Source organism: Pseudomonas sp. NPDC077186 (assembly GCF_044543505.1).
Taxonomy (GTDB): domain Bacteria; phylum Pseudomonadota; class Gammaproteobacteria; order Pseudomonadales; family Pseudomonadaceae; genus Aquipseudomonas.
This window is the reverse complement of record NZ_JBITWE010000004.1, coordinates 125655-145117: the sequence shown is the minus strand read 5'-3', so window position 1 is coordinate 145117 and position 19463 is coordinate 125655. Positions and strand designations below refer to the sequence as shown.

13 protein-coding genes are annotated in these 19463 nt (G+C 64.6%); 4 read left to right on the top strand and 9 right to left on the bottom strand.

Translation table 11 applies throughout. The features are described from left to right. Nucleotides 1-19 precede the first annotated feature (19 nt). Genes ACIGKL_RS16215 through ACIGKL_RS16200 form a run of 4 tightly spaced genes read left to right on the top strand, consistent with a single transcriptional unit; the run spans nt 20 to nt 4907 of the window. The gene (locus ACIGKL_RS16215) at nt 20-547 is read left to right on the top strand and encodes a Tn7 transposase TnsA N-terminal domain-containing protein (RefSeq protein WP_397487566.1); all 528 of its coding nucleotides are present in this window, start codon (nt 20-22) and stop codon (nt 545-547) included. After that, nucleotides 544-2403: a hypothetical protein gene (locus ACIGKL_RS16210; protein WP_397487565.1), complete on the top strand. Its 1860-nt coding sequence runs from the start codon at nt 544-546 to the stop codon at nt 2401-2403. Before ACIGKL_RS16215 ends, ACIGKL_RS16210 begins: the two co-directional genes overlap by 4 nt. Beyond that, complete coding sequence (locus tag ACIGKL_RS16205) at nt 2384-3316, top strand: TniB family NTP-binding protein (RefSeq protein WP_397487563.1); 933 nt, start codon at nt 2384-2386, stop codon at nt 3314-3316. Before ACIGKL_RS16210 ends, ACIGKL_RS16205 begins: the two co-directional genes overlap by 20 nt. Beyond that, nucleotides 3309-4907, top strand: a complete 1599-nt coding sequence (locus ACIGKL_RS16200) for a TniQ family protein (RefSeq protein ID WP_397487562.1) — start codon at nt 3309-3311, stop codon at nt 4905-4907. The genes ACIGKL_RS16205 and ACIGKL_RS16200 overlap by 8 nt, the downstream gene beginning before the upstream one ends. 496 nt (nt 4908-5403) lie before the next feature. Here ACIGKL_RS16200 and tagQ read toward each other — a convergent pair whose 3' ends face one another. The 9 genes from tagQ to ACIGKL_RS16155 all read right to left on the bottom strand — a co-directional run bounded on the left by tagQ (nt 5404) and on the right by ACIGKL_RS16155 (nt 19461). Further along, nucleotides 5404-6300: a type VI secretion system-associated lipoprotein TagQ gene (gene tagQ, locus ACIGKL_RS16195; protein WP_397487561.1), complete on the bottom strand. Its 897-nt coding sequence runs from the start codon at nt 6298-6300 to the stop codon at nt 5404-5406. Between the two features lie 88 nt (nt 6301-6388). Further along, nucleotides 6389-8206, bottom strand: coding sequence for an SUMF1/EgtB/PvdO family nonheme iron enzyme (locus ACIGKL_RS16190; protein ID WP_397487559.1), 1818 nt, complete (start codon nt 8204-8206; stop codon nt 6389-6391). Next, a complete protein-coding gene (locus tag ACIGKL_RS16185) occupies nt 8199-9392 on the bottom strand; it encodes an ABC transporter permease (protein ID WP_397487558.1) in 1194 nt (397 codons plus the stop codon). Before ACIGKL_RS16185 ends, ACIGKL_RS16190 begins: the two co-directional genes overlap by 8 nt. After that, nucleotides 9392-10096, bottom strand: coding sequence for an ABC transporter ATP-binding protein (locus ACIGKL_RS16180; RefSeq protein ID WP_397487557.1), 705 nt, complete (start codon nt 10094-10096; stop codon nt 9392-9394). The genes ACIGKL_RS16185 and ACIGKL_RS16180 overlap by 1 nt, the downstream gene beginning before the upstream one ends. Continuing rightward, the gene (locus ACIGKL_RS16175) at nt 10096-13158 is read right to left on the bottom strand and encodes a protein kinase (RefSeq protein ID WP_397487556.1); all 3063 of its coding nucleotides are present in this window, start codon (nt 13156-13158) and stop codon (nt 10096-10098) included. The genes ACIGKL_RS16180 and ACIGKL_RS16175 overlap by 1 nt, the downstream gene beginning before the upstream one ends. 15 nt (nt 13159-13173) lie before the next feature. Then, the gene (locus tag ACIGKL_RS16170) at nt 13174-13902 is read right to left on the bottom strand and encodes a PP2C family protein-serine/threonine phosphatase (protein ID WP_397487555.1); all 729 of its coding nucleotides are present in this window, start codon (nt 13900-13902) and stop codon (nt 13174-13176) included. Continuing rightward, entirely contained in the window at nt 13902-14591 is a 690-nt protein-coding gene (gene tagF, locus ACIGKL_RS16165; RefSeq protein ID WP_397487554.1) for a type VI secretion system-associated protein TagF, read from the bottom strand. Before tagF ends, ACIGKL_RS16170 begins: the two co-directional genes overlap by 1 nt. Next, nucleotides 14588-18103 (bottom strand): type VI secretion system membrane subunit TssM, encoded by a 3516-nt coding sequence (tssM, locus tag ACIGKL_RS16160; RefSeq protein WP_397487553.1) that lies wholly within the window; start codon nt 18101-18103, stop codon nt 14588-14590. The genes tagF and tssM overlap by 4 nt, the downstream gene beginning before the upstream one ends. Next, nucleotides 18100-19461 carry a DotU family type VI secretion system protein gene (locus ACIGKL_RS16155; protein WP_397487552.1) on the bottom strand — a complete coding sequence of 454 codons (1362 nt, stop codon included), beginning with the start codon at nt 19459-19461 and terminating at the stop codon, nt 18100-18102. The genes tssM and ACIGKL_RS16155 overlap by 4 nt, the downstream gene beginning before the upstream one ends. Between the last annotated feature and the right edge of the window lie 2 nt (nt 19462-19463).

Below are 19463 nucleotides of genomic sequence, written 5' to 3'. Positions count from 1 at the left end.
CTATTGCTGGTGTGAAAGCATGCTTGAGCTCGATGCCCTGCTTGTCATGGAGTTTGATGACGACATTGAGCGTTATAAAACACAGCCCATTTCAATACAGTACAAAAATGCCATAGGGAAGGTCTGCCGATATACGCCAGACTCTTTGTTAAAGCGAAAATCCTCCGCTGAATTTGTTTTTCGTGAAGTCAAGATGAGCAATCGCGTTAACGAAGAGCTCAAGGCAAAATTTGCGCTAATTAATAGGCAAATAATGAGGTCTTACGATTCGCGCCTAGAGATCATTACTGATGGTGATATTCGAGTTGGAAAGCGGATCGATAATTTGAAGGTTCTGTACTCGTATAGGCGAGTAGATGTTAATAAGCCAGACGCCATGGAAATAATGAAAGCCCTGCCTCAAGAGCTATGTTATGGCGACCTTATCGATTGCGCAAAGCGACTTGGAGCTCGGGACGTTACGCCACTCGCTCTTCTGGCCCACGGCTACCTGTCCTTTGACATAACGTCACCGCTAGTGGGCAGCACAAGGATTATAAAACAATGAGCCTTCAATATCTCACTGTCGGTGACCCCATTTCTTTTCGTGGGAAAACTGGGGAAATTGACTACTATGACAACAGCATTGCTGTCATTAAGTTTCTAGATAGTTCAGCGCTCTCAATCTCCCACGTGGCTTTGGCTGATGCCTATAGAGATGGCGAGATGAGCCTGGTCAGGCGGACAGCATATAACCCCTGCCATATCCAATTGGATGATGAGCAGAAGAAAGAGGTTATTCGCCTTGAAAAGTACTGCATTGAACTGAGTAATGAGAAAAAGCCTTGTGCGAAAGGTGTCAGAGAGCGCGTAATTTCAAAAGTAGCTGCGGATATTGGCGACGCCAGCCCGCCAAGCAAATCGACAATCCATAAAATTTACAGGAAGTGGATTGACAACGGAAAGAACATGACAAATGTTCTTTTTGGAAAACAAAGGCACAGACGCCCTGTCATACCAGATGAGATTTTTAATCTGATGGACGAGGTTATTCAGTCTGTATACCTCAGAAAGTCAAAATGCACGATCTATAAGGCTTATATAGAATTTACGAGAGCCTATTTTAATAGACAATATTTGGGCCCGTGCCCATCCCTCTCTAGCTTCGAACGCAGAATCCAAAAACTAGATCGATTGTCTGCCATAAGAAAAAGGTACGGAGAAAGTGCTGCGCGTGAAGAAGGCCGCTCGGCCACTGCAAAGACGAAGCTCAGGCATATTCTTGAATTGGCTTCAATGGATGCAGCCCACTTCAATTACGGCCTGAAAAATATTCTTGGCCAATACGTTGGAATGCCAAGCATCTATTTTGTAATGGACGACTATTCGCGCGCTGTTCTGGGCTATGGGATTCATATCGGAAAGCATAGCGAATCATCAGGCTGTGTAATCCACACGCTTCGATATGCAATTTCTAAAAAACATGACCCTCTTTACCCGTTCTTTGGTCTGCCATGCACTGTCTTAGTAGATCAAGGAGTAGCATATGTTTCAGAGGATGCTGTGAGATTTTTTGCAGGTATCCAAGTAAATATCGCGAAGACGGCGACACGAATGGGATGGGGAAAGCCGATGATTGAGCGCTTCATTGGAACATGCCGAACGAGATTTTTCAGTGGCTTTGATGGCTACCTCGGTAAGCGTGACAGAAGATTTCAGTCTGATGAAACCGTCAAACAGGCAGCAGTTCACACCGTCGCCGAGTTTCGTCAAGCCTTTAGTGAGTTCATTATTGAGTATCACAATACTCCCCACAGTGGTCTGAATGGGAAAACCCCTGCCCAGGTCTGGGCTGAAAGCGCAAAATCGCATCCGCCGATCATTCTCGAAGATATTCCCTATACCCAGTTGCTGCGTGGAGTGCGCGAAGAGAAACAACTCAAACACGCGACAGGGATTACTTGCGACTACCAGGCATTTAATTCTGATGAATTGCAGCGCCTTTATCACGATCTGGAGCCCTCAAAAAAGCCGGGGGTCAGATCTGATATTAAAGTCACTATCTATCGTGATCCGCTTGATGCATCTGCAATTAGCGTGGTTAACCCCCAAACTAATCGTTTGTTCGAGGTGCCGAACATTCTTGCTGCTGAGGCCGAAGGTCTCTCGTTCGCTGAGTTGCGTTCAAAGCGCACGGCCCGGACAACTGCCCAAGCTGCCCCTGTCATAGATGGCGGTGTTCGTGAGGGCTATAGCAGCAAACGGCGTAAAGGCCCTGATGTTCCACTTGATGATTTCGATAGTCCAGTCTACCTGGACTTCATCCTGAGTACCCCCAGCAAACCGATTGCGGCCAGCACGACTGGATACGAGAGCCGGCCACAGACTGATGAGGATGATGACTATGTCGTCACCATTGACTGACCCCTTGCAGCGTAAACCCCATACGGTTGCATTCTTGCAGCGGACGTTTCGGAACAAACAATTCGATGAGGCTACAGAGGCAATCAGGCGCAGCCACAAGACAACCCAAGGGAAAAACCCGAAAAGCCTGATGTTGCTGGGCCCGAGTGGTGCCGGTAAATCAACCATCGTTGACACCTACCGGCATTTTTATCCCGACGTAGCACGGGAGGATCGCATTGAGCGCCCGATTCTGTATGTGTCGCTCCATGCTCGTGTTCGGGTCAACGACATCCTCTCGGCTTTGCTAGATGCATGCGGCGACCCTGAGCCTGACAAAGGCACCACACGCGCTCTGATTCGGCGATTTAATCGCCTTGCAAGCTCGCTCTGCGTGAAGTTGATCATCATCGATGAGATTCAGCATGTGCTCCCCGAGCATACGCATGGACGCACCCAAGAGGCCGCTGACACCATCAAAAGCATTACTAGGGATACGCAGATTCCATTCGTGCTGGTCGGATTGCCCCATGCTAGCCGACTGTTGACTGATACGATTAAGGGCAAGCATGAGGAGGATCAGCTCCTTCGTCGTTTCAATGCATCTGTTGAGATCATGCCTGCCGCTCTAGGATCAAAGGCCTGGAAAAATTTGATGGCTGGCTACCAGCAGATCATCGGAGTGCCATGCATTAATCTGACAGATGAAGAGATGCTGAAACGCATTCACCTTGCCACCAGTGGTCTGCATGGTTTCGTTTCAAACCTGCTGGAGCACGCACTCGAAGAAACCGATGGAAAGGAGCAGGTCTGCATTAAGCATCTTGCTCGTGCCTTTGAGTTCACCACTGGAAGCTTGAGTAAAGTGGGCAATCCGTTTCTGCTGCCTATGCCACAGGTAGAGCGCGCACTGGCGCTACGGGCAAATGTCTGATCAGAAACTACTGCCTGTCCGTCTTCGGCCAGATGCTGGTGAGCACTTCTCAGCTTATCTGCTGCGACTAGCCATTGCGAATGGCCGGGGATCAGTACGAGAGTTCTTCTCGACGCTCAATATTAAGGGCACCAGGGCACAAAACCATCAATCCTCGGACACCCTCATAACCGTGGCCCAGTGGCTGGGACTGAGCGGTGCCGAACTGGAAAGCCTGATCGTGCGAGACGAGACTTTGGCGAAGGTCACACCGCATGATTCCACGCGGATTTACCGCAATCTTGAGCTCCGCGTCCCCAGGGTCTGTACGGCTTGCCTGAATGAAAAAGAAAAGCGGATACCGTCGTACTTTGGCCAGTTGCCGTTCACCCATTGCAATGAGCATGACCATGAACTGATCCATGCGTGCCCGTACTGCAATGCCCCATTCACCTGGTCGGAAGAGCTGTTCGATTGCAAATGCCCTTCGTGCGGGGTCGGCCTCAAAGACTCTACTAGGCCGGTGCAACTACCGGCATATGCTTCAGCGCTTCGTGCATGTTTAATCGACACGACCGGGCTCAACAATTTTATTCGCGATCTACTACTAGCTCTTCAGTGCGTCCTTGAACCTTTGAGCAGTGACCTGTCTGCTCGTGAGAGGCCGCCCACAGAAGTCGCTCGCTGGCCCCTGCTTCTGGAGCAGGCGTACGCCTTGCTCAATGATTCAACGGCGATGGAGTCATGGGTCGAAGCTTGCTGGAGCCATAGATCGGCTACTGCTTCAATTGGAGCATCAGCCATTTATCTGCCGATTTATGCGTTGAAAGAAAAGCTGGGACTACCATGGCCTCTACGAGTTTTCGATTGCCTTGCGGGGCGACATTCGGTCAATGAGCCCGCAGAAGACAACGCAAATCCAATGGCGCTCGTTGATCATCGGTTGCTGTCACAAGTTCTTGGGTGTGAGGCAACCGAAATCCTGCCGCTGCTTGAGTCAGCTGCCATTCAAGGGCTTATCGGCCACAAATCTGTCCGGGATTCTCGTTTTGATCTCGTTGAATTGGCCAAGCAGATTGAACAGCTGGATTCAGATGCTTCGGGTTCGCTCACCGATATGGAGCATGCAGCCCGCATCGCAGCAGCTCATGGTGGCAATCTGGGACATGTGCTGGCAGGCATCCTGCTGAACGAAGTTCCATTCAAACCCAATCCAGAGCGAAATTCTCTACTTGATGGGGCTCGCGTAGGCACCGCTGCCCTGCTGGCTTGGATGGAGAGGCATCTCGCCTCCTTAGAGAATGCTCAATGTCCTCTTTTGCAGACTATCGCCATCATTGGGATGAACAAGCAAGAAATCACTCAGGCGTGCTCGTTGGGGCTGCTCAAGCCTTTGGGGTGGAGGCGCGAGCTTTACTTCCTGGGTGGCGATATCAGTCGGCTGCTCGCCGGCCATACCTCTATCAAACGGTGGTCGAAGATCGCCGGAATCCCCATTCGACAGCTACGAGCTGATCTCCAGGCATCAGACTTCGATGCAGCCATTGATGGCGTGCTTTACACGCGCACAAAAGAGCTAGAGTCCCACCTCAATAGCCTCACCGGACGCTGAGGCCAGCTACGTAGCCTCAAGTTCTCTCGACTTCAATTTGGTCACACTGCCTGTCTGACCATCATTGAAAGCGCCCCCAGATCGACCCGCCCCCCCCCAATTGGCTCGTATTGACAAGTTGTCAATGCGCGACCACTCTTAGCGCATAGGAAGCCATTCGGCGCGTTGTCTCGTGGTCGTGTAAAAGCAGCGCCTTGCGAATTCTCCTCTTAGACGATTTTCGCAATGAAAATCTCGCGATAGCTGACGCTTTCGGGCAATGAAAATCTCACGCTAGCTGCGTAAGTCATTGATTCTCCAGTGACTTAAATTCTCCCTTTAGCTGACGTCCGACAGCTCCACCTTCTCTTTCGGATTCCCGCCCTGCGACTCGCTCGACAGCGGCCGTTTTGACTGCACCTTCCACCGTATAGAAAAACGCCGCGACTCTCTTACGAAGTCGCGGCGTTCTTTTGCGTGGCCAATGCAGCGCCTGGCGTAGCCGCAAGCGATGGCCCTATACGGTGCAGGGATCGGGTGCCCAGTCGCCCAGGTCGGGGTTGCTGCAGGCGCTGCTGATCATGCCGGTGCCGCGGCTGCTGACCTGTTGTGCCTCACTACGCTTGGCACTGGCTTTCTGGATCTTCTGCTCGGTGACCACCGCCTCTTGCGGCACGGGCTTGGCCGCCGGTGCCGGTTTGGCCACGGTCGCGCTTTCCACCTTGGCGGCGACGGCGACCTGCTGGCGCTCGACGCCCACCTGCTGCAGGTCCTTCTCGTAGGCCTGGGTGTAGGTATCGATGTCTTCGCCGGTGCGGCCGTCGGCGGCGGCCAGCAAGGCGTTGGTTTCCTTCAGGCCGCTGAGGATTTCGGCGAAGCGGCTGCGCCCTTCGCTGTCGTTCATGGTCTTGTTGCGATGCGCCGCGCGCAGGTTGTCGAATTCGCGCTGGTAGCAGTCCTGCGCCGCCTTGGCGTGGACGATGCTGCGGTCCAGATCCATGGTGCTGCGCTCGAAATCGCTGCCGTAGGAGGCGATGCGCTGGCGGTCGTCGCTGATCTGTTTCTGCCGCTCGGTGTAGTAGCCCGCCGCGCCACCGACCAGGGCGCCGGCCGCGGCGCCGATCAGGGCGTTGCGCCCGGCGTGGTCGCCGCCGCTCAGGGCGCCGGCCAGGCCGCCGAGCAGACCGCCGGTGACCGCGCCGGTGGTCACCGATTTCTGCATCGCCGCGTCGGAGGCACGCAGATGATTGACCGGCTCGTAACAGGCCGGGTAGTAGTTGGCCTGGGTGGTCTTGGCCACCTTGGCGCTGACCCCGCCACCGACGCTGGCGCAGCCGCCCAGCAACAGGACGGAGAAGGCGCCGGCGAACATCAGGGAGGAGCGTAGAAAGCGAATCTGCTGCGGATATTCCATGGTCTTGGCCTCATGCTTGAGTTGTCTGATTCCGTCCTGGGCCGGCTCGAGCGTACAGCGCCCCTCACCCGCAGCCTGCTCTCCTACGTCAGGGTGCCAGCAGCTCCTTGAGAATCGCCGCCGGATCAGCCTTGCGTTGCAGGCGGTACTCGCCCACATGCTTCACAAACAGCGTAGCCCGTTTCACCAGACTCTTGCCCAGCACCGGCTGGCGCTCGAGCTCCTGGCGGGTACGCTGAAACTGCGCCTGGATCACCGCATCGCTGTAGCGGGTGCCGGTGGCCAGGTTGTCGATATAGATGCTCACCGCGCCGTCCAGGGCGCTGCGACCGTTGCCGATGGCCGACTCGTAGAGTTTCGCCGCGGTCTGGTCCTGGGCCTGGCGCGCCTGGTTCAGGCTGTTCTGCAGGTTGGTCAGGCGGATGTTGTAGTTGTTGACGGTCTCGGCCACCAGCGCCGCGGACTGGATCAGGTTGGCCGCGGCCTCCTGGCGCTGCTGGGCGATCAGCGAGACGTTGCGCTTGAGCTCCTCGTTGATCAGCGCCAGGCGCGCCTGCAGCTCAGGGTCTGCGCTGCCGGCGATGATGCTGTCGAGCAACAGGGTCGGGTCGTCGGCATCCTCGATCTCGTCGGTCAGGCCGGCCAGGCGCCCTTCCCTCTGCCATTGCTCGAACAGCTCCTGATAACGCGAGCGCGGCGCCGACAGCGCGCCCAGGGCGACGCGAAAGCCAGTGGTCTCGTTGCGTTGCTCGCTGCCGTCGGCGGCGAACGAGGGGTATTCGCGGCGCATGCCGGTGAACAGGGTCAGCTCGCCTTCCAGGTAGTTGCCGCCCTTGACCACGAAGCCGCCATAGGTGCCCTGGCGGCGCCCGGCGTGCACCATCTGGAAGGGATCGTGGACCATCTCGGCGGCGTTGCCGATGACGTCGTGCAGCCCCAGCGGGTTGGGCTTCTTGCTGCCCACCGGCAGCAGCCGCGCGCCCTGCCCCGTGCCGCCGGCGACCTGGGTGAACACCGCCCAGTCGGCCAAGGGGCCATCGCCGTCGACGCCCTCCTCGCGCCGTGGGAACAGCCTGGCCTCCAGCTCCTGGCGGCTGACCGCATGGCCGCCGCGGGCGGCGAACTCCCATTCAACCTCGGTGGGCAGGCGCACGAAGCCGACGCCGCCGTCTTCCAGGCTCTCGCCGCGGCCGCTGATCGGCAGGCGTTCGCGGTGGTGCCTGAGCAGCCAGGCGCTGTACACCGCGGCGAAACGCTCGGCCTCGAAGCGCGACAGGTTGACCTTGGGCCGGCGCGCCATCACCCCGCCGGCGACCGGCGTACAGACCTCCTCGCCGCCTTCGACCAGGGCCGGCGCCTGATCCATCACCTGCTGGTACTGGCGCTCGCTGACCTCGTACTTGCCGACGAAGTACAGCATGGGCTTGAGCAGCTCGTCGTCCTGGCGGATCGGCAGGGTCGGGGCGATGCGCGATCGCCAGTCCTCGGGCAGGTCCTCGACGACGAACTGGCCGTTGATGAAATCGCGCCGGTAGCCGGAGATGAAGGACTGCTGATAGCCCGGCTCGTCCTCGCTGAAGGGGTAGCCGAGGCTGATCTCGCGGTCGTCCAGGGTGCCGCGGGCGAGGATATAGACGTGGCGGAAGACCATCTCGCCGCCGCAGGGTAGCGGCAGGCTAACGTCGTCCTCCAGCGGCTTGGGGTTGTAGTCGGCCGGGCTGCCTGGCGCCGCCGCGGGTACCGCGGCGGCACTGGGCGGCGGCGACTCGACTGGCGCTTCCGCCGCGCTCGGCGCAGCTTCCTGCGCCGCCTCGACCTTGGCGGCAACGGGCTTGGCCTGCTCGCCCTCGGAGCAGCCGAGCACCAACAACGCGGGCAACAGCAGAGGCCACTGACATCTAGACATCGCGCAATCCTTCCGAAGCTTCGATTCGCGCCGCCCGCCAGCCCCCGGAAGCGGCCGCCAGGCTGCTGCACAACAGGGTGACCAACAGGGCCAGTAGGTAATGCCCGGCGAGCAGGCGGCAGGCGTATTCGCCCGGGCTGTGCTGGAACAGCTGGTTCAGGCCGAGTTCCGCGGCGGCATACAGCGCCCAGGCCAGCAAGGTGCTGAACAATCCGGTATAGAGCGCCTGCAGCACCACGAAGGCGACCAGCGCGGAGGACGAGAAGCCCAGCAGGCGCAGCACCGACAGCGCGCGGCGCTTGCGCTCCACCGCGGCCAGGGCGCTGGCGGTCATCGCGGCGAAGGCGCCGCCCAGGGCCAGGCAGGCGATGATCCAGAACACCAGGGTCAGGTTGCGGCTGAGCGAGCGCACTTGGGCGATGGCGTCGGCCTGGGTCGCCACCTCCAGGTTGCGGCTGGCGAAGTGGCGGCGCAGCGCCTCGACGCTGTCCAGGTCCGCGGCGTACAGGCGAAAGCCCGGGTAGACCCGCGCGCCGCGCACCTCCTGCAGGCCCGGCCAGCCGAACGCCGGCACCGCCAGGCCGTCGCGATAATCCTCGGCCGCCTCCAGCAGGCGCAGGTCGGCGAACAGCGCGTCGCGGGCGAAGGCGGCGAGCGGCAGCACCGCCTTCACGCGCAAGCGGGTGCGCTGGAATTCGCTGCGCCCGCCGACCTGGCGGCCGAAGGCGGCCTGCAGTTCGTCGCCGGCGGCGACGCCGAGCTTCTCCGCCGCGCGCTGGCTGAGCACCACGGCGTCCAGCGCCAGGGGCTGGCCTTGCTGCGGCAACAGCGGGTCGCCCGGCGCTGTGGGAATCATCTCCACGGTGAGGCTGCCGGCGCCGGCGGACAGCTCGGCGGTGGCGGCGATCTGCCGGGTACGCGGCACGACGAAGGCCACGTCGGCCCGCGCGCGCAGTTCGGCGATTGCTTCTGCGCCGAAGCGGCCGCCGCCCAGCGGGATCACCTCGCGAATGCCGGGGTCGCGCTCCAGGCGTTCGGTCAGGGTGCCGATCAGGCCAAACTTGAGACCGAACAGCACCAGCAAGGGCGCCAATACGGCGACCAGGGCCAGCACCGCACAGGCCGACAGCCGCCCTTCGCGGCGGTAGTCGTGCCAGGCCAGCCGGCCCATCAGGCGCAGGCGCATCAGCCGGCCTCCTGCAGGGTCGCCAGCACGCCGCCCTGGCCGCCGCGCTCGACGCTCAGGCGCAACAGCTGCAGCCCGACCCGCCGGGCCAGCGCTTCGTCATGGGTGGCGATAAGGATGCAGGCTCCCTGCTCCTGCGCCCGCTCCACCAGCAACTGCATGACCCGCTCGGCGTTGAGCGGGTCGAGCGAGGCGGTGGGCTCGTCGGCCAGCACCAGGGCCGGGCCATGGGCCAGGGCGCGGGCGATGCTGACCCGCTGGCGCTGGCCCACCGACAGCGCGGCCGGCAGTTTGTCGAGCTGGTCGGCGATTTCCAGGCGCTCGGCCAGGCGCTGCACCGTGGCATCCTCGGGCAGGCCGAGCAGGGCACGCGACAGGCCGATATTGCCGCGCACGTCAAGAAAACCGAGCAGCCCGCCGGTCTGCAGCACGTAGCCCAGCAACTGGCTGCGCAAAGCGGCCAGCTGATCCTGGCGGTCGTGGCGCCAGAGCCCGGCGATGTCGGTGCTGCGGCCGTCGCGGGTGAACTCCAGGGTGCCGCCCGGGTCCGGGCTGAGCACCAGAGCGAGCAGGTCGAGCAAGGTGCTCTTGCCGCTGCCGCTGGGCCCGACCAGGGCCAGGCGCTGGCCGGGGCGCAGATCCAGGCGCGGCACCTGCAGGCGGTAGCCCGGGCGGCTCTTGCCGATGTCGCGCAGGCGCAGCATCAGGGCAGCGTCGCCAGCGGCACGCGGTACAGCGCGTCGCCCGGTTGCGCATCGCCGAAGCGTACCCAGTGGGCGATGTCGTTGTGGAAGGTCTCGTACAGGCGGATCTTCGACTCCAGCTCGTCGATGTAGTCCTGTTGTTCGGCGACGCTGAGCGACAACCACAGCTCCTGGGTCATGTTCAGCGACTTGCTGCGGTACGGCAGCCCTTCCAGGTATTCGCCGAGGATGCCGGACTCGGCCAGGTTGCGGCCCTGGCTCAGGCCGCTGGGGTCGCGGCTCATATAGGCACTGGCGCTGGCGATCTCCTGGAAGAAATCCTTGGGCGAGGACTGGGTGCGCCGCGCCGCGTCGACGATCAGCTTGAGCGACTGTTGCAGGTCGTTGAGCTGCAGCTTGGTCAGCAGCACGCAGACCTGGAAGGCCGGCAGCGAGGGATTGGTCAGGTCGTGATCGGCGGTCCAGGCGGTGACCAGTTGCGGCGCCTGGGCGGCGGCGCGGCGGCCGAGAAAGTCCATCTGCATGGCGTAGCCGATGGCCGAGGTCTTCGCCGCGATGCTGCGGATCGACTGGTGCGGACTCGGCGCCTGCACCTGGTTGTTCGCCACCTTGTTCACCAGTTCGGCGAAGATCAGCCCGATTTCCTTGACGGTCTGCCCGAACTTCTCCACCGCGCCATCGGCCACCGGGATGTACAGGTCGCCGATCTGCGGGTTGGCGTCGGCGGTCAGGCTGCGGTATTGCTGCTCGGCGAAACCGTGGTTGTCGCGGCCGACCGGGGTGCGCAGGTGCAGGGCGTAGACCTTGATCTGCTTGCGCAACGCCGCCTCGCGCACCTCGGCCTCGTTCATCTGGGTGCGGCTCAGCGGGTCGTTCTTGCGCAGCGCGCCGGCATCGGTGACCAGCAGGATCAGGCGGCCGCTGTAGGGCGTCCAGTCCATGCCCTCGACCGCCTCCATCACCCCGGCGAAGGCGTCCTCGTTGAAGGCGTGGCTGGAGACGTTGGTGGCGCGCACCTGGCGCGCCAGTTCGGCGAAGCGCTGCGGGTCGCTGCCCTCCTCCAGGCTCACCAGGGTGCGGGTCACGTATTCCAGCCCCGGGGTCTTGTCGACGTTGCTGCGAAAACCCACCAGGCCGAAGCTGACGCTGTCCAGGTCGCCGCGGCTGGCGATCTGCCGGTGCAGTTCGTCGACCACCTGCGCCACCCGGTCGATATAGGGCTGCATCGACACCGAGGTGTCGACCACCAGCACGATGCCGGTGCGGAACTTGTCGTGCTGGATGCGCGGATTGCCGTCGCCGACCACCCGCTCGGCGTCGCCCGGATCGATCGACGCCACGTTCAGCAACTGCACCGGCGCGCCGTTGCCGTCGAAGGTCTCGTGCGACTCGAAGATCGGCAGCAGGTAGAACTGCTCCTGCGGGATGGCGCTGGCGGCCGGCTCCAGGGCGACGATCTGCGGCGCCACGCGCTCTTCGAACTGCGCCTGGTGCAGCGCCGTGCGCGCCTGCGCCGGATCGGCCAGGTACTGCTCCACCGCGCTGCGGCTGTCGAGAAACATCACCGGCGAGCGCCCGGAACGCTCGGTGAACTTGAGCACCAGGCTCTGCTTCCAGTCGCTGACGTCGGCGGCCGTCAGCCAGCCCTCGCGCGTGCCGTCGCTGGAGGCGCCGACCTCCAGCCAGGTCTGCCCGCCGTGCTCCTGGCGACGGTAGACGTAGAGCACCGAGAAGGCCGGCAGCTCGCTGCCCTGCCCCGCCTCGCCGGGCTGGCTGGCCAGACGCGCCTCGGGTTTGCTCAGCACGCGCTGGAACAGGCTCTTCTTGCCCGGCATCAGCAAGGGACGCTCGCCGCCGTCGCTGGCCAGCGCGCCCGGCGTGCCGTCGTTCGCCACCGGCGGCTTCGTGTCTTCAGGCGGCGGATCGCCCTCCGCCTGCTGCTCCTGCGGTTCGGGTTCGGGCGCCCCGCCGAACAACCAGTAGCCGCCGCCGGCCAGCACCAGCAGGCCGACCAGGGCCAGCGCGACTATGGCCAGCATGGGGCTGCGCGAGGGTTCGGGCGACGGGTTCGGTTTCGTCGGCGGCACGCGGGTGGGATGCTCGTCGGTCGGCCGTGGCGGCGGCTCGGCCTGCGCCGATGGCATGCTCACCGAAACTGCCTGCAGGCCGCCGAGATCGGCCGCGGCGGAGCGCTGTACCGGGGTTTCCGGCAGGCCCAGCGGGCGGAACTGGGTAGCTTCGCTGTCGCCGCCGTTTGCGGGGGCCGGGCTGGCGGGTAGTGCGTCCAGCGCCTGGATCAGCGCGGCGGCGTCGGGGAAGCGCTCGGCCGGGTCCTTGGCCAGCAGGCGCGACAGAATCGGCTGGTAGCGGCCCTGGGCGATCGGCAACTCGGGCAGTGGCTGGGTCAGGTGGGCCAGCGCGGTGGACAGCGAGTCGGCGCCGACATAGGGCAGTTGGCCGGTGAGAATCTCGTAGAGCACCACGCCCAGGGCGTAGAGGTCGGCGCGGCCGTCGACCTGCTGGCCGCGCGCCTGCTCCGGGCTCATGTAGCTGGGCGTGCCGACGGCGAAGCCGGCCTGGGTGAACTGGGTGCGATCTTCCAGCGACTTGGCGATGCCGAAGTCCGACAGCACCGCGGTGCCGTCGGCGCGAAACAGGATGTTGGCCGGCTTGACGTCGCGGTGCACCAGGCCCTGGGCATGGGCGTAGCCGAGCGCCGAGGCGATCTGGCGCAGGTACTGGATGCCCTGCTCGGCGCTCAGCCCGGCGGCGATGCGCTCCTTCAGCGTGCCGTTGGGCAGGTACTCCATAGCCATGTAGTAGTGGCTGCCGACGTTGCCGATGTCGTGGATGGTCACGGTATTGGGATGGGACAGCCGCGCCAGGGTCTTACCCTCGCGCAGGAAGCGCTCGCAGAAGCTGGGGTCGGCGGCCAGCGCGGCGGCCATCACCTTGAGCGCCACCTTGCGCTCCAGCGAACGCTGGGTGGCCAGGTAGACCACGGCCATGGCGCCATCGCCCAGCTCGCGCTCGATCTCGTACCCCGGTATTTCGATATCCATGGGTTACTGCTTCCTTCAATAGGCTTTGACGACTATGGCGGTGATGTTGTCCGGCGCGCCGCGGGTCAGGCCCAGGTGCACCAGGCTGCGCACCATCTCGTAGGGGGCGACATGGCCGAGCACCTCCTGCAGCTCGGGTTCCTCCACGGTGCGGGTCAGGCCGTCGCTGCACAGCAGGAAGCAGTCGCCGGGCAGCACTTCCAGCTGCACCTCGGCCAGCTCCAGGCGTTCCTGGGCGCCGACGGCGCGGGTGACGATATTGCCCATGGGGTGTTCGCGCGCCTCGGCCTCGCTGAGCAGGCTGCTGTCGATCAGCTCCTGCACGTAGCTGTGATCGTGGCTGATGGCCTGTAGCACACCGTCGCGCAGGCGGTACAGGCGGCTGTCGCCGGCCCACAGGCAGGCGGCCTGGCTGCCGCGGGCGACCAGCAGCACCAGGGTGCTGCCCATCATGCTTACGCCGCGGCGCCGGGCCTCCTCGCGTACCGCCTGGTTGACCTCGTCGAGGCTGTCGCGCAGTGCCTGTACGTAGTCATCGAGCCGCTGCGCCGGCGCCACCCGGCGCAGGCTGTCGACGATCAGGCTGCTGACGAAATCGCCGGCGGCGTGGCCGCCCATGCCGTCGGCCACCGCCCACAGGCCGACCTCCTGGGCGTCCAGGCAGGCGTCCTCGTTGACCTGGCGGACCATGCCGACATGGCTGTGGCTGGCGGACTGGTACTGCTCCACTGCGGCTGCGCTCATCATCGGCCCTCGCTCTGCAACTGCGCGGCCAGGCTGGGCGCAGGCGAGACATCCGCCCCCAGCAGCAGGCCGCTGAACGCCTGCGCTGCCGGCATCCCGGCGCAGCACAGCAGGCCGGCGGCGACATGCTCCGAGCCGCGCCCCCACCACAGACTGGCGCCTTCGCAGGTGAGCTGGGCCAGCACGGCCAGGCGCTCGCCCGGGCTGGCCACGCAGAAATGCATCTGCCGAAACCCCGGCGTGCGCGGCATGCGCCGGCCGTAGGACGGCGTGTCGAGGGCGGCTACCGCCGCCTCGAAGGCCTCGAACTCGCTGCCCTCCTCCAGCGTCGCCAGCAGCAGGTTCTCGACCCGCTCGTACCAGGCGTCCGGGCCACCGAGCAGCGAACCCAGGTCGGCGTCGGCGTCCAGCAGGCAGGCGACGGTCAGCGGAAAGTAGCGGCCGACCCGGTCGACGCTGGGCATCATCACCCCGGTGACCGCCTCGTTGCCGATCAGGCCCGGGGCCAGGGCGAAGCGCCACAGCGGGCTGACCAGGTAGGCATCCAGCCAGGCCGGGCCCAGTTCCTGCTGGCTGGTGGCGATGCCGCTGGCCAGCCAGGCGTCCCAGGGCTCGATAAAGCTGCTCGGCAGGCCGCGGTGGAGAAAGTCGCCGCGACTGGCCAGCTTGCCGTAGAAGCCCGCCGTCATAGCCGCTCCGGCAGGCTGAAGCCGCTCAGCACGCGGCTCTTGAACGGGTTGAAGGCGCTGCTGGCGCGCAGTTCGCAGGCCACGCTGGCGTTGTCCACGCGCAGGCGCAGAGTGAAACGGTCCGGCGAGGCGCCCGGGGTCAGGTCGGACTGTTCCAGCAGGCGGAACCAGGCCCAGGGCCCGTCCAGGGTCAGCCCGGAGCGGCCGGCGCTGGTCGGCGGGGTGATCGACAGGCGCACCACCCCCAGGCTGTTGGGGCTCGGCCACTGCATGGCCACCGGCCGGCTGGGGCCGTGGTCGTAGGTCATCTGCTGGCCGTCCAGATCGAGGATGAACTGGCTGATCGCGGCGTCCATGGCCACCGGCTTGAGCTCGAAACGCACGGTGGGCTGCACGCCGCCGGAGCGGAAGAAGGCATCGCGGATCGCCGCCGCGCGCTGGAAGGTCTGCAGCACGCCACCGCCTATGCCCAAGCGCTCGGCCGCCCCCGGCTGCCAGCGCCAGGTGGTCGCCGAGGTGTCGACGTAGGGCTGCAGGTACTTACGGAAGTAGCTGTCCATCACCCCGCCGACGCCGAAGAAATTGCCGAAATCCTCCAGGGTGGCGTCGCGCGTGCTGCCGCTGTCCAGCGGGTAGCGGCCGGCCAGCGACTGGCGGTAGACGTTGACCACCTCGGCCACCCAGGCGGCGTTGAGCTGGCTGCGGATGCCGCCCATCATGCTGTTGGTGGTGGCGTTGACCACCGAGTTGACCAGGTTCTGCACTAGCGGCGGCTGGCGTTCGCCGGCCAGCTTGACCCGCTGCGCCGAGGCCACCGCCTGGTTCTTCGCCTCGCCCAGCAGGGCATCACCGCTGGCGCCACTCATGGCGCTGAGCTGCACGTAGAGCTCGTTGAACTGGGCCAGCAGGTCGTCGATGGGCGCGCTGTTGCTGCCCTCGGGCTTGCGCACCAGGCTGTTCAGCTCGTTGAAGCGGGCGGTGATCGGGTCCACCTGCGGCGCGGCCTGTGCCTGGTTCTGCGGCGTCTGCCCGACCAGCGAGCCGAGCTGCTGCTTGAGCTTGTCCACCGTGCCGTCGGCGGCCTTGAGCTTGTCGGCGAGCAGGCGGTCTTCCTGCTGCAGGTCGGTCTCCCGCGCCACCGCCTCGAGCAGTTGCTTGAGCGGCGAATTGGGTCCGGACAGCACGCGCATCACGTCGGCGGCCTGGGCCACGCTGGTGATGGCGACGAAATCGACATCGCCGAGCAGGCTTTCCCACTGGCCGAGGAAGTCCTGGAAGTACAGGTTGCGCACCTCCAGGGCCAGGCTGGCGGCGTCCTGGTTGTCGCTCAGCGGCCGGCCCAGCACCCACTGTTCCTCGGCCAGCGCGCCGGACTGGCTGAGGCTGGCGACCATGAACACCTGGCGATAGCCGCGGTAGGTGTAGAAGCCGCTGAGCGGATCGTTCAGCGGCTTGCCGCTCTTGCGGGTGAACACCAGGGCCGCGTCGCGCCCGGCCGCTTCGCTGATGCGAAAATCCGCCAGGCCGTCGGGTAGCGGTTGCCGCTTGACCCGGTTGTACACCCGCTGCGCCACCGACATCTGCTGCAGCTGACGGCGCAGATCCTCGATCAGGTTCTCGTCCAGGCGCGCCGGTGGCGGCTTGCGCGCGAACAGCGCATCGAGGTGCTCAGCGAGTGCCAGGCGCTGTTCGGGGGCCAAGTCGCGCGGCAGGCTCTGGTCCCAGTCCAGGTTGATCCAGGCCTTGATGAAGTCCGCGTCGTACTGCTCGGCGCTGGCCAGCATCAGGTAGGCCTTGAGCCCTTCGTAGAGGAAGTCGGAATTGCCGCCGCTGCGCAGCTGTTCCTCGATGCGGGTCAGCAACCGCGGCGCCATCACCGCGATCAGCAGCTTGCGGTAGACGCTGCCGGCCTCGGCGCCGAGCATGTCGCCCTGGTACAGGCCGAAGCCCTCGGCCCAGGACGGCGGATTGTCCGCCACCTGGCGGATGGCGTTGAGCAGCGGCAGCACCGCCAGCACCTCGCGCTGCGCCGGACTCAGGGCCTCCAGCTGGCCCTTGAGCGGCGCCACGCGGGCGTCGACCTCGGCGATATAGGCCTGGTTGGCGTTGTAGCTGGCCAGCCAGACGCCGGCGACCGCGACGAACAGCAGCACCGAGGCGGCCAGGGCGCCGCGGGTGATCCACTTGCGCCGCCGCTCCACCTTGGGGTTGGCGCCGACCAGCCCGCGCTCGCCGAAGGCCACCTCGCGGAACAGCCGCTCGATGAAGTAGCTGCGTCCGGTGCCGGTCTGCCGCGCCAGCTGTTGACGATCCAGGTTCATGCTCTGCGCCATGGCGCCGATCAGGCGGTCGATAGGGCTGCCTTCCTGGGTGCCGCTGGTGAAATAGACGCCGCGCAGCAGTACCCGCTCTTCATAGGGATTGGGCTTGAACACGCCGTCGAGGAAGCTGGCAAGGTTGTCGCGCAGGGCGGCGAACTGCTGCGGGAAGCCATAGATCAGGTCGCGCCGGTTGGGGTCGCGCTCCTGCTGCAGGCGCTCGACCAGGCGCTGGGTCAGGCGTTCCTCGAGAGCGGCGAACTCCTGCCGGAAGCCGGCCAAGGGCCCTTCCCCGCTCTTGCCGTCGTCCAGGGCGAAGGTACAGCCCCAGACCTGTCCGCGCTCCTCCTTGCTGAGGCCGTCGAAAAACTCCATGAAGCCCGGCACCAGGTCGAACTTGGTCAGCATCACGTAGATCGGGAAACGCACGCCGAGCTGGGCATACAGCTCCTGCACGCGCGCCTTGATGGCGCGGGCATGGGCCGCGCGCTCGCTCTCGCTACCGAGCAGCAGGTCGGACAGGCTGATGGCGATGAAGGCGCCGTCGATGGGACGGCGCTTGCGCTGGTTCTTCAGCAGGTCGAGAAAGCCCAGCCAGGCGGCCTTGTCCACCTCGGCGTGGCTGTCCTGGGTGGTATAGCGGCCGGCGGTATCGAGCAGCACCGCCTCGTCGGTGAACCACCAATCGCAGTTGCGCGTGCCGCCGACGCCGCGGATGGCGCCGCCGCCCATGTGCTCGGCGAGCGGGAAGTTGAGCCCGGAATTGACCAGCGCGGTGGTCTTGCCCGAGCCCGGTGGGCCGATGATCACGTACCAGGGCAGCTCATAGAGGTTGCGCCGCTCCTGGCCGCCGAGCTTGGCCTTCTTCAGCAACTGCAGGGCTTCGTCCATGCGCTGCTTGAGAGTCGCCAACTCCTCGGCGGTGGCTACGCTGGCGGCATCCGGCGCCACCGCCACCAGCCCCTGCATGACCTTGGCGGCGTTGCGCCGGGCCTGGATCAGGCGCAGGACGCGAAAGCCGATCCAGGTCAGCAGCAGCAGCGCGATGAGGATCCAGCGCACCGTCGCCGAGGCCAGCGGTTCGTAGCTGCCGATGGCGATCAGTGGGCCGACGAACCAGATCACCAGGCTCAGGGCGAGCAGGCCGAGCAGCGGCACCAGCCAGCGCACGCAGAAATTGAAGAAGGCCTTCACAGGTTGCCCTCCGCGAATACGGTGATCTCCACCCGGCGATTGCGCGCGCGGCCGGCGGCGGTCTCGTTGGAGGCCACCGGCTCGGTGTCGCTGCGCCCTTCGGCGGTGAAGCGCTCGGGCTGGCCGCTGCGCGCGGCCAGCACATCCATGACCTGCTGCGCGCGGTCCTGCGACAGCTTCCAGTTGGAGGGATAACGCAGGGTGGCGATGGGCCGGTCGTCGCTGTGGCCGGTGACCAGCACGTTGCCCTTGACCTGGCGGATAGCCTCGGCGATGCGCAGCAACAGCGGCTGCAGGTTGTCGGAGATGCTGGCGCTGCCGGAGGCGAACAGCTCGTCGCCGCGGATGGTCACCACCGAACGGTCCACCGCATCCTCCACGGCGACGCGCTGGGCGCGGATGTCCTCTTCGAGAAAACGCGCCAGGCGCGGCCGCTCGATCAGCTTGGGCTGCAGCGGCGGGCGATCGATGGTCTGCACCGGGATCTCGCCCAGGGCATGGATGTTGCGAAACACCGGCTCGGCGTCGCTGGCCAGCTTCAGGCGCAGGCCGAACAGCAAGAGCAGCAGCAGCGCCAGGCAGATGGCCGCGCCGACCCAGGGCGGGACGAACTGCGACAGCCGGTCACGCACCGCGCTGACCCCGCGCCAGCGCGGCGACAGCTCGCGCTCGAACTCGCCGCGCACGCTGCGGATGGTCGCCGCGGTGCGCTCGCGCAGGGCTTCGAGCTGGCTGCGGCCGTCGTTCATCACCCGGTAGCGGCCCTCGAAGCCCAGGCACAGGCACAGATACAGCAGCTCGAGAATGTTCAGCTTCTGCCGGGCGTTCTGCAGGCAGTGTTCGAGCAGCTGGAACACCTTCTCGCCGCCCCAGGCCTCGTTGTGCAGGGTGATCAGCAGGCTCTGCTTGCCCCAGTCGCTGCCGCTGCCCCAGGGCGTGCTGAGCACCGCCTCGTCCAGCGCGGTACAAAGCACGTAGCGGCTGAGCATCACCTCGTCCTGCGGCACGCCGGCGCCCTTGGCCTGTTCCTCGAACTGGCGCAGATAGGCCAGCAGCTGCGCGCGCAGGCTGGCTGGCATCGGGTGGGCAATGGTGTTGCGCAGCCGCGTCAGCAGCGCCAGCAAGGGTGCGGCCGCGCGCTCCAGCGGGTTGAGGCCCTGGGCCAGGCTGCTGGGCAAGGGCGCGCCGGGCATGGCCGGGGCTGGCCCGGCTGCGGGCGCCGGGCGAGGCTGCCCGCCGGGCGGCTCAGGTGCCCGGCCACCGGGACGCGGCATGATCATGGTGCGGTCGCTGCCGCCGCCCGAGCCGCCGCCACCGTTGCCGGGTGGGCCGCCGAAGGGATCGTCGATCGGATGCATGG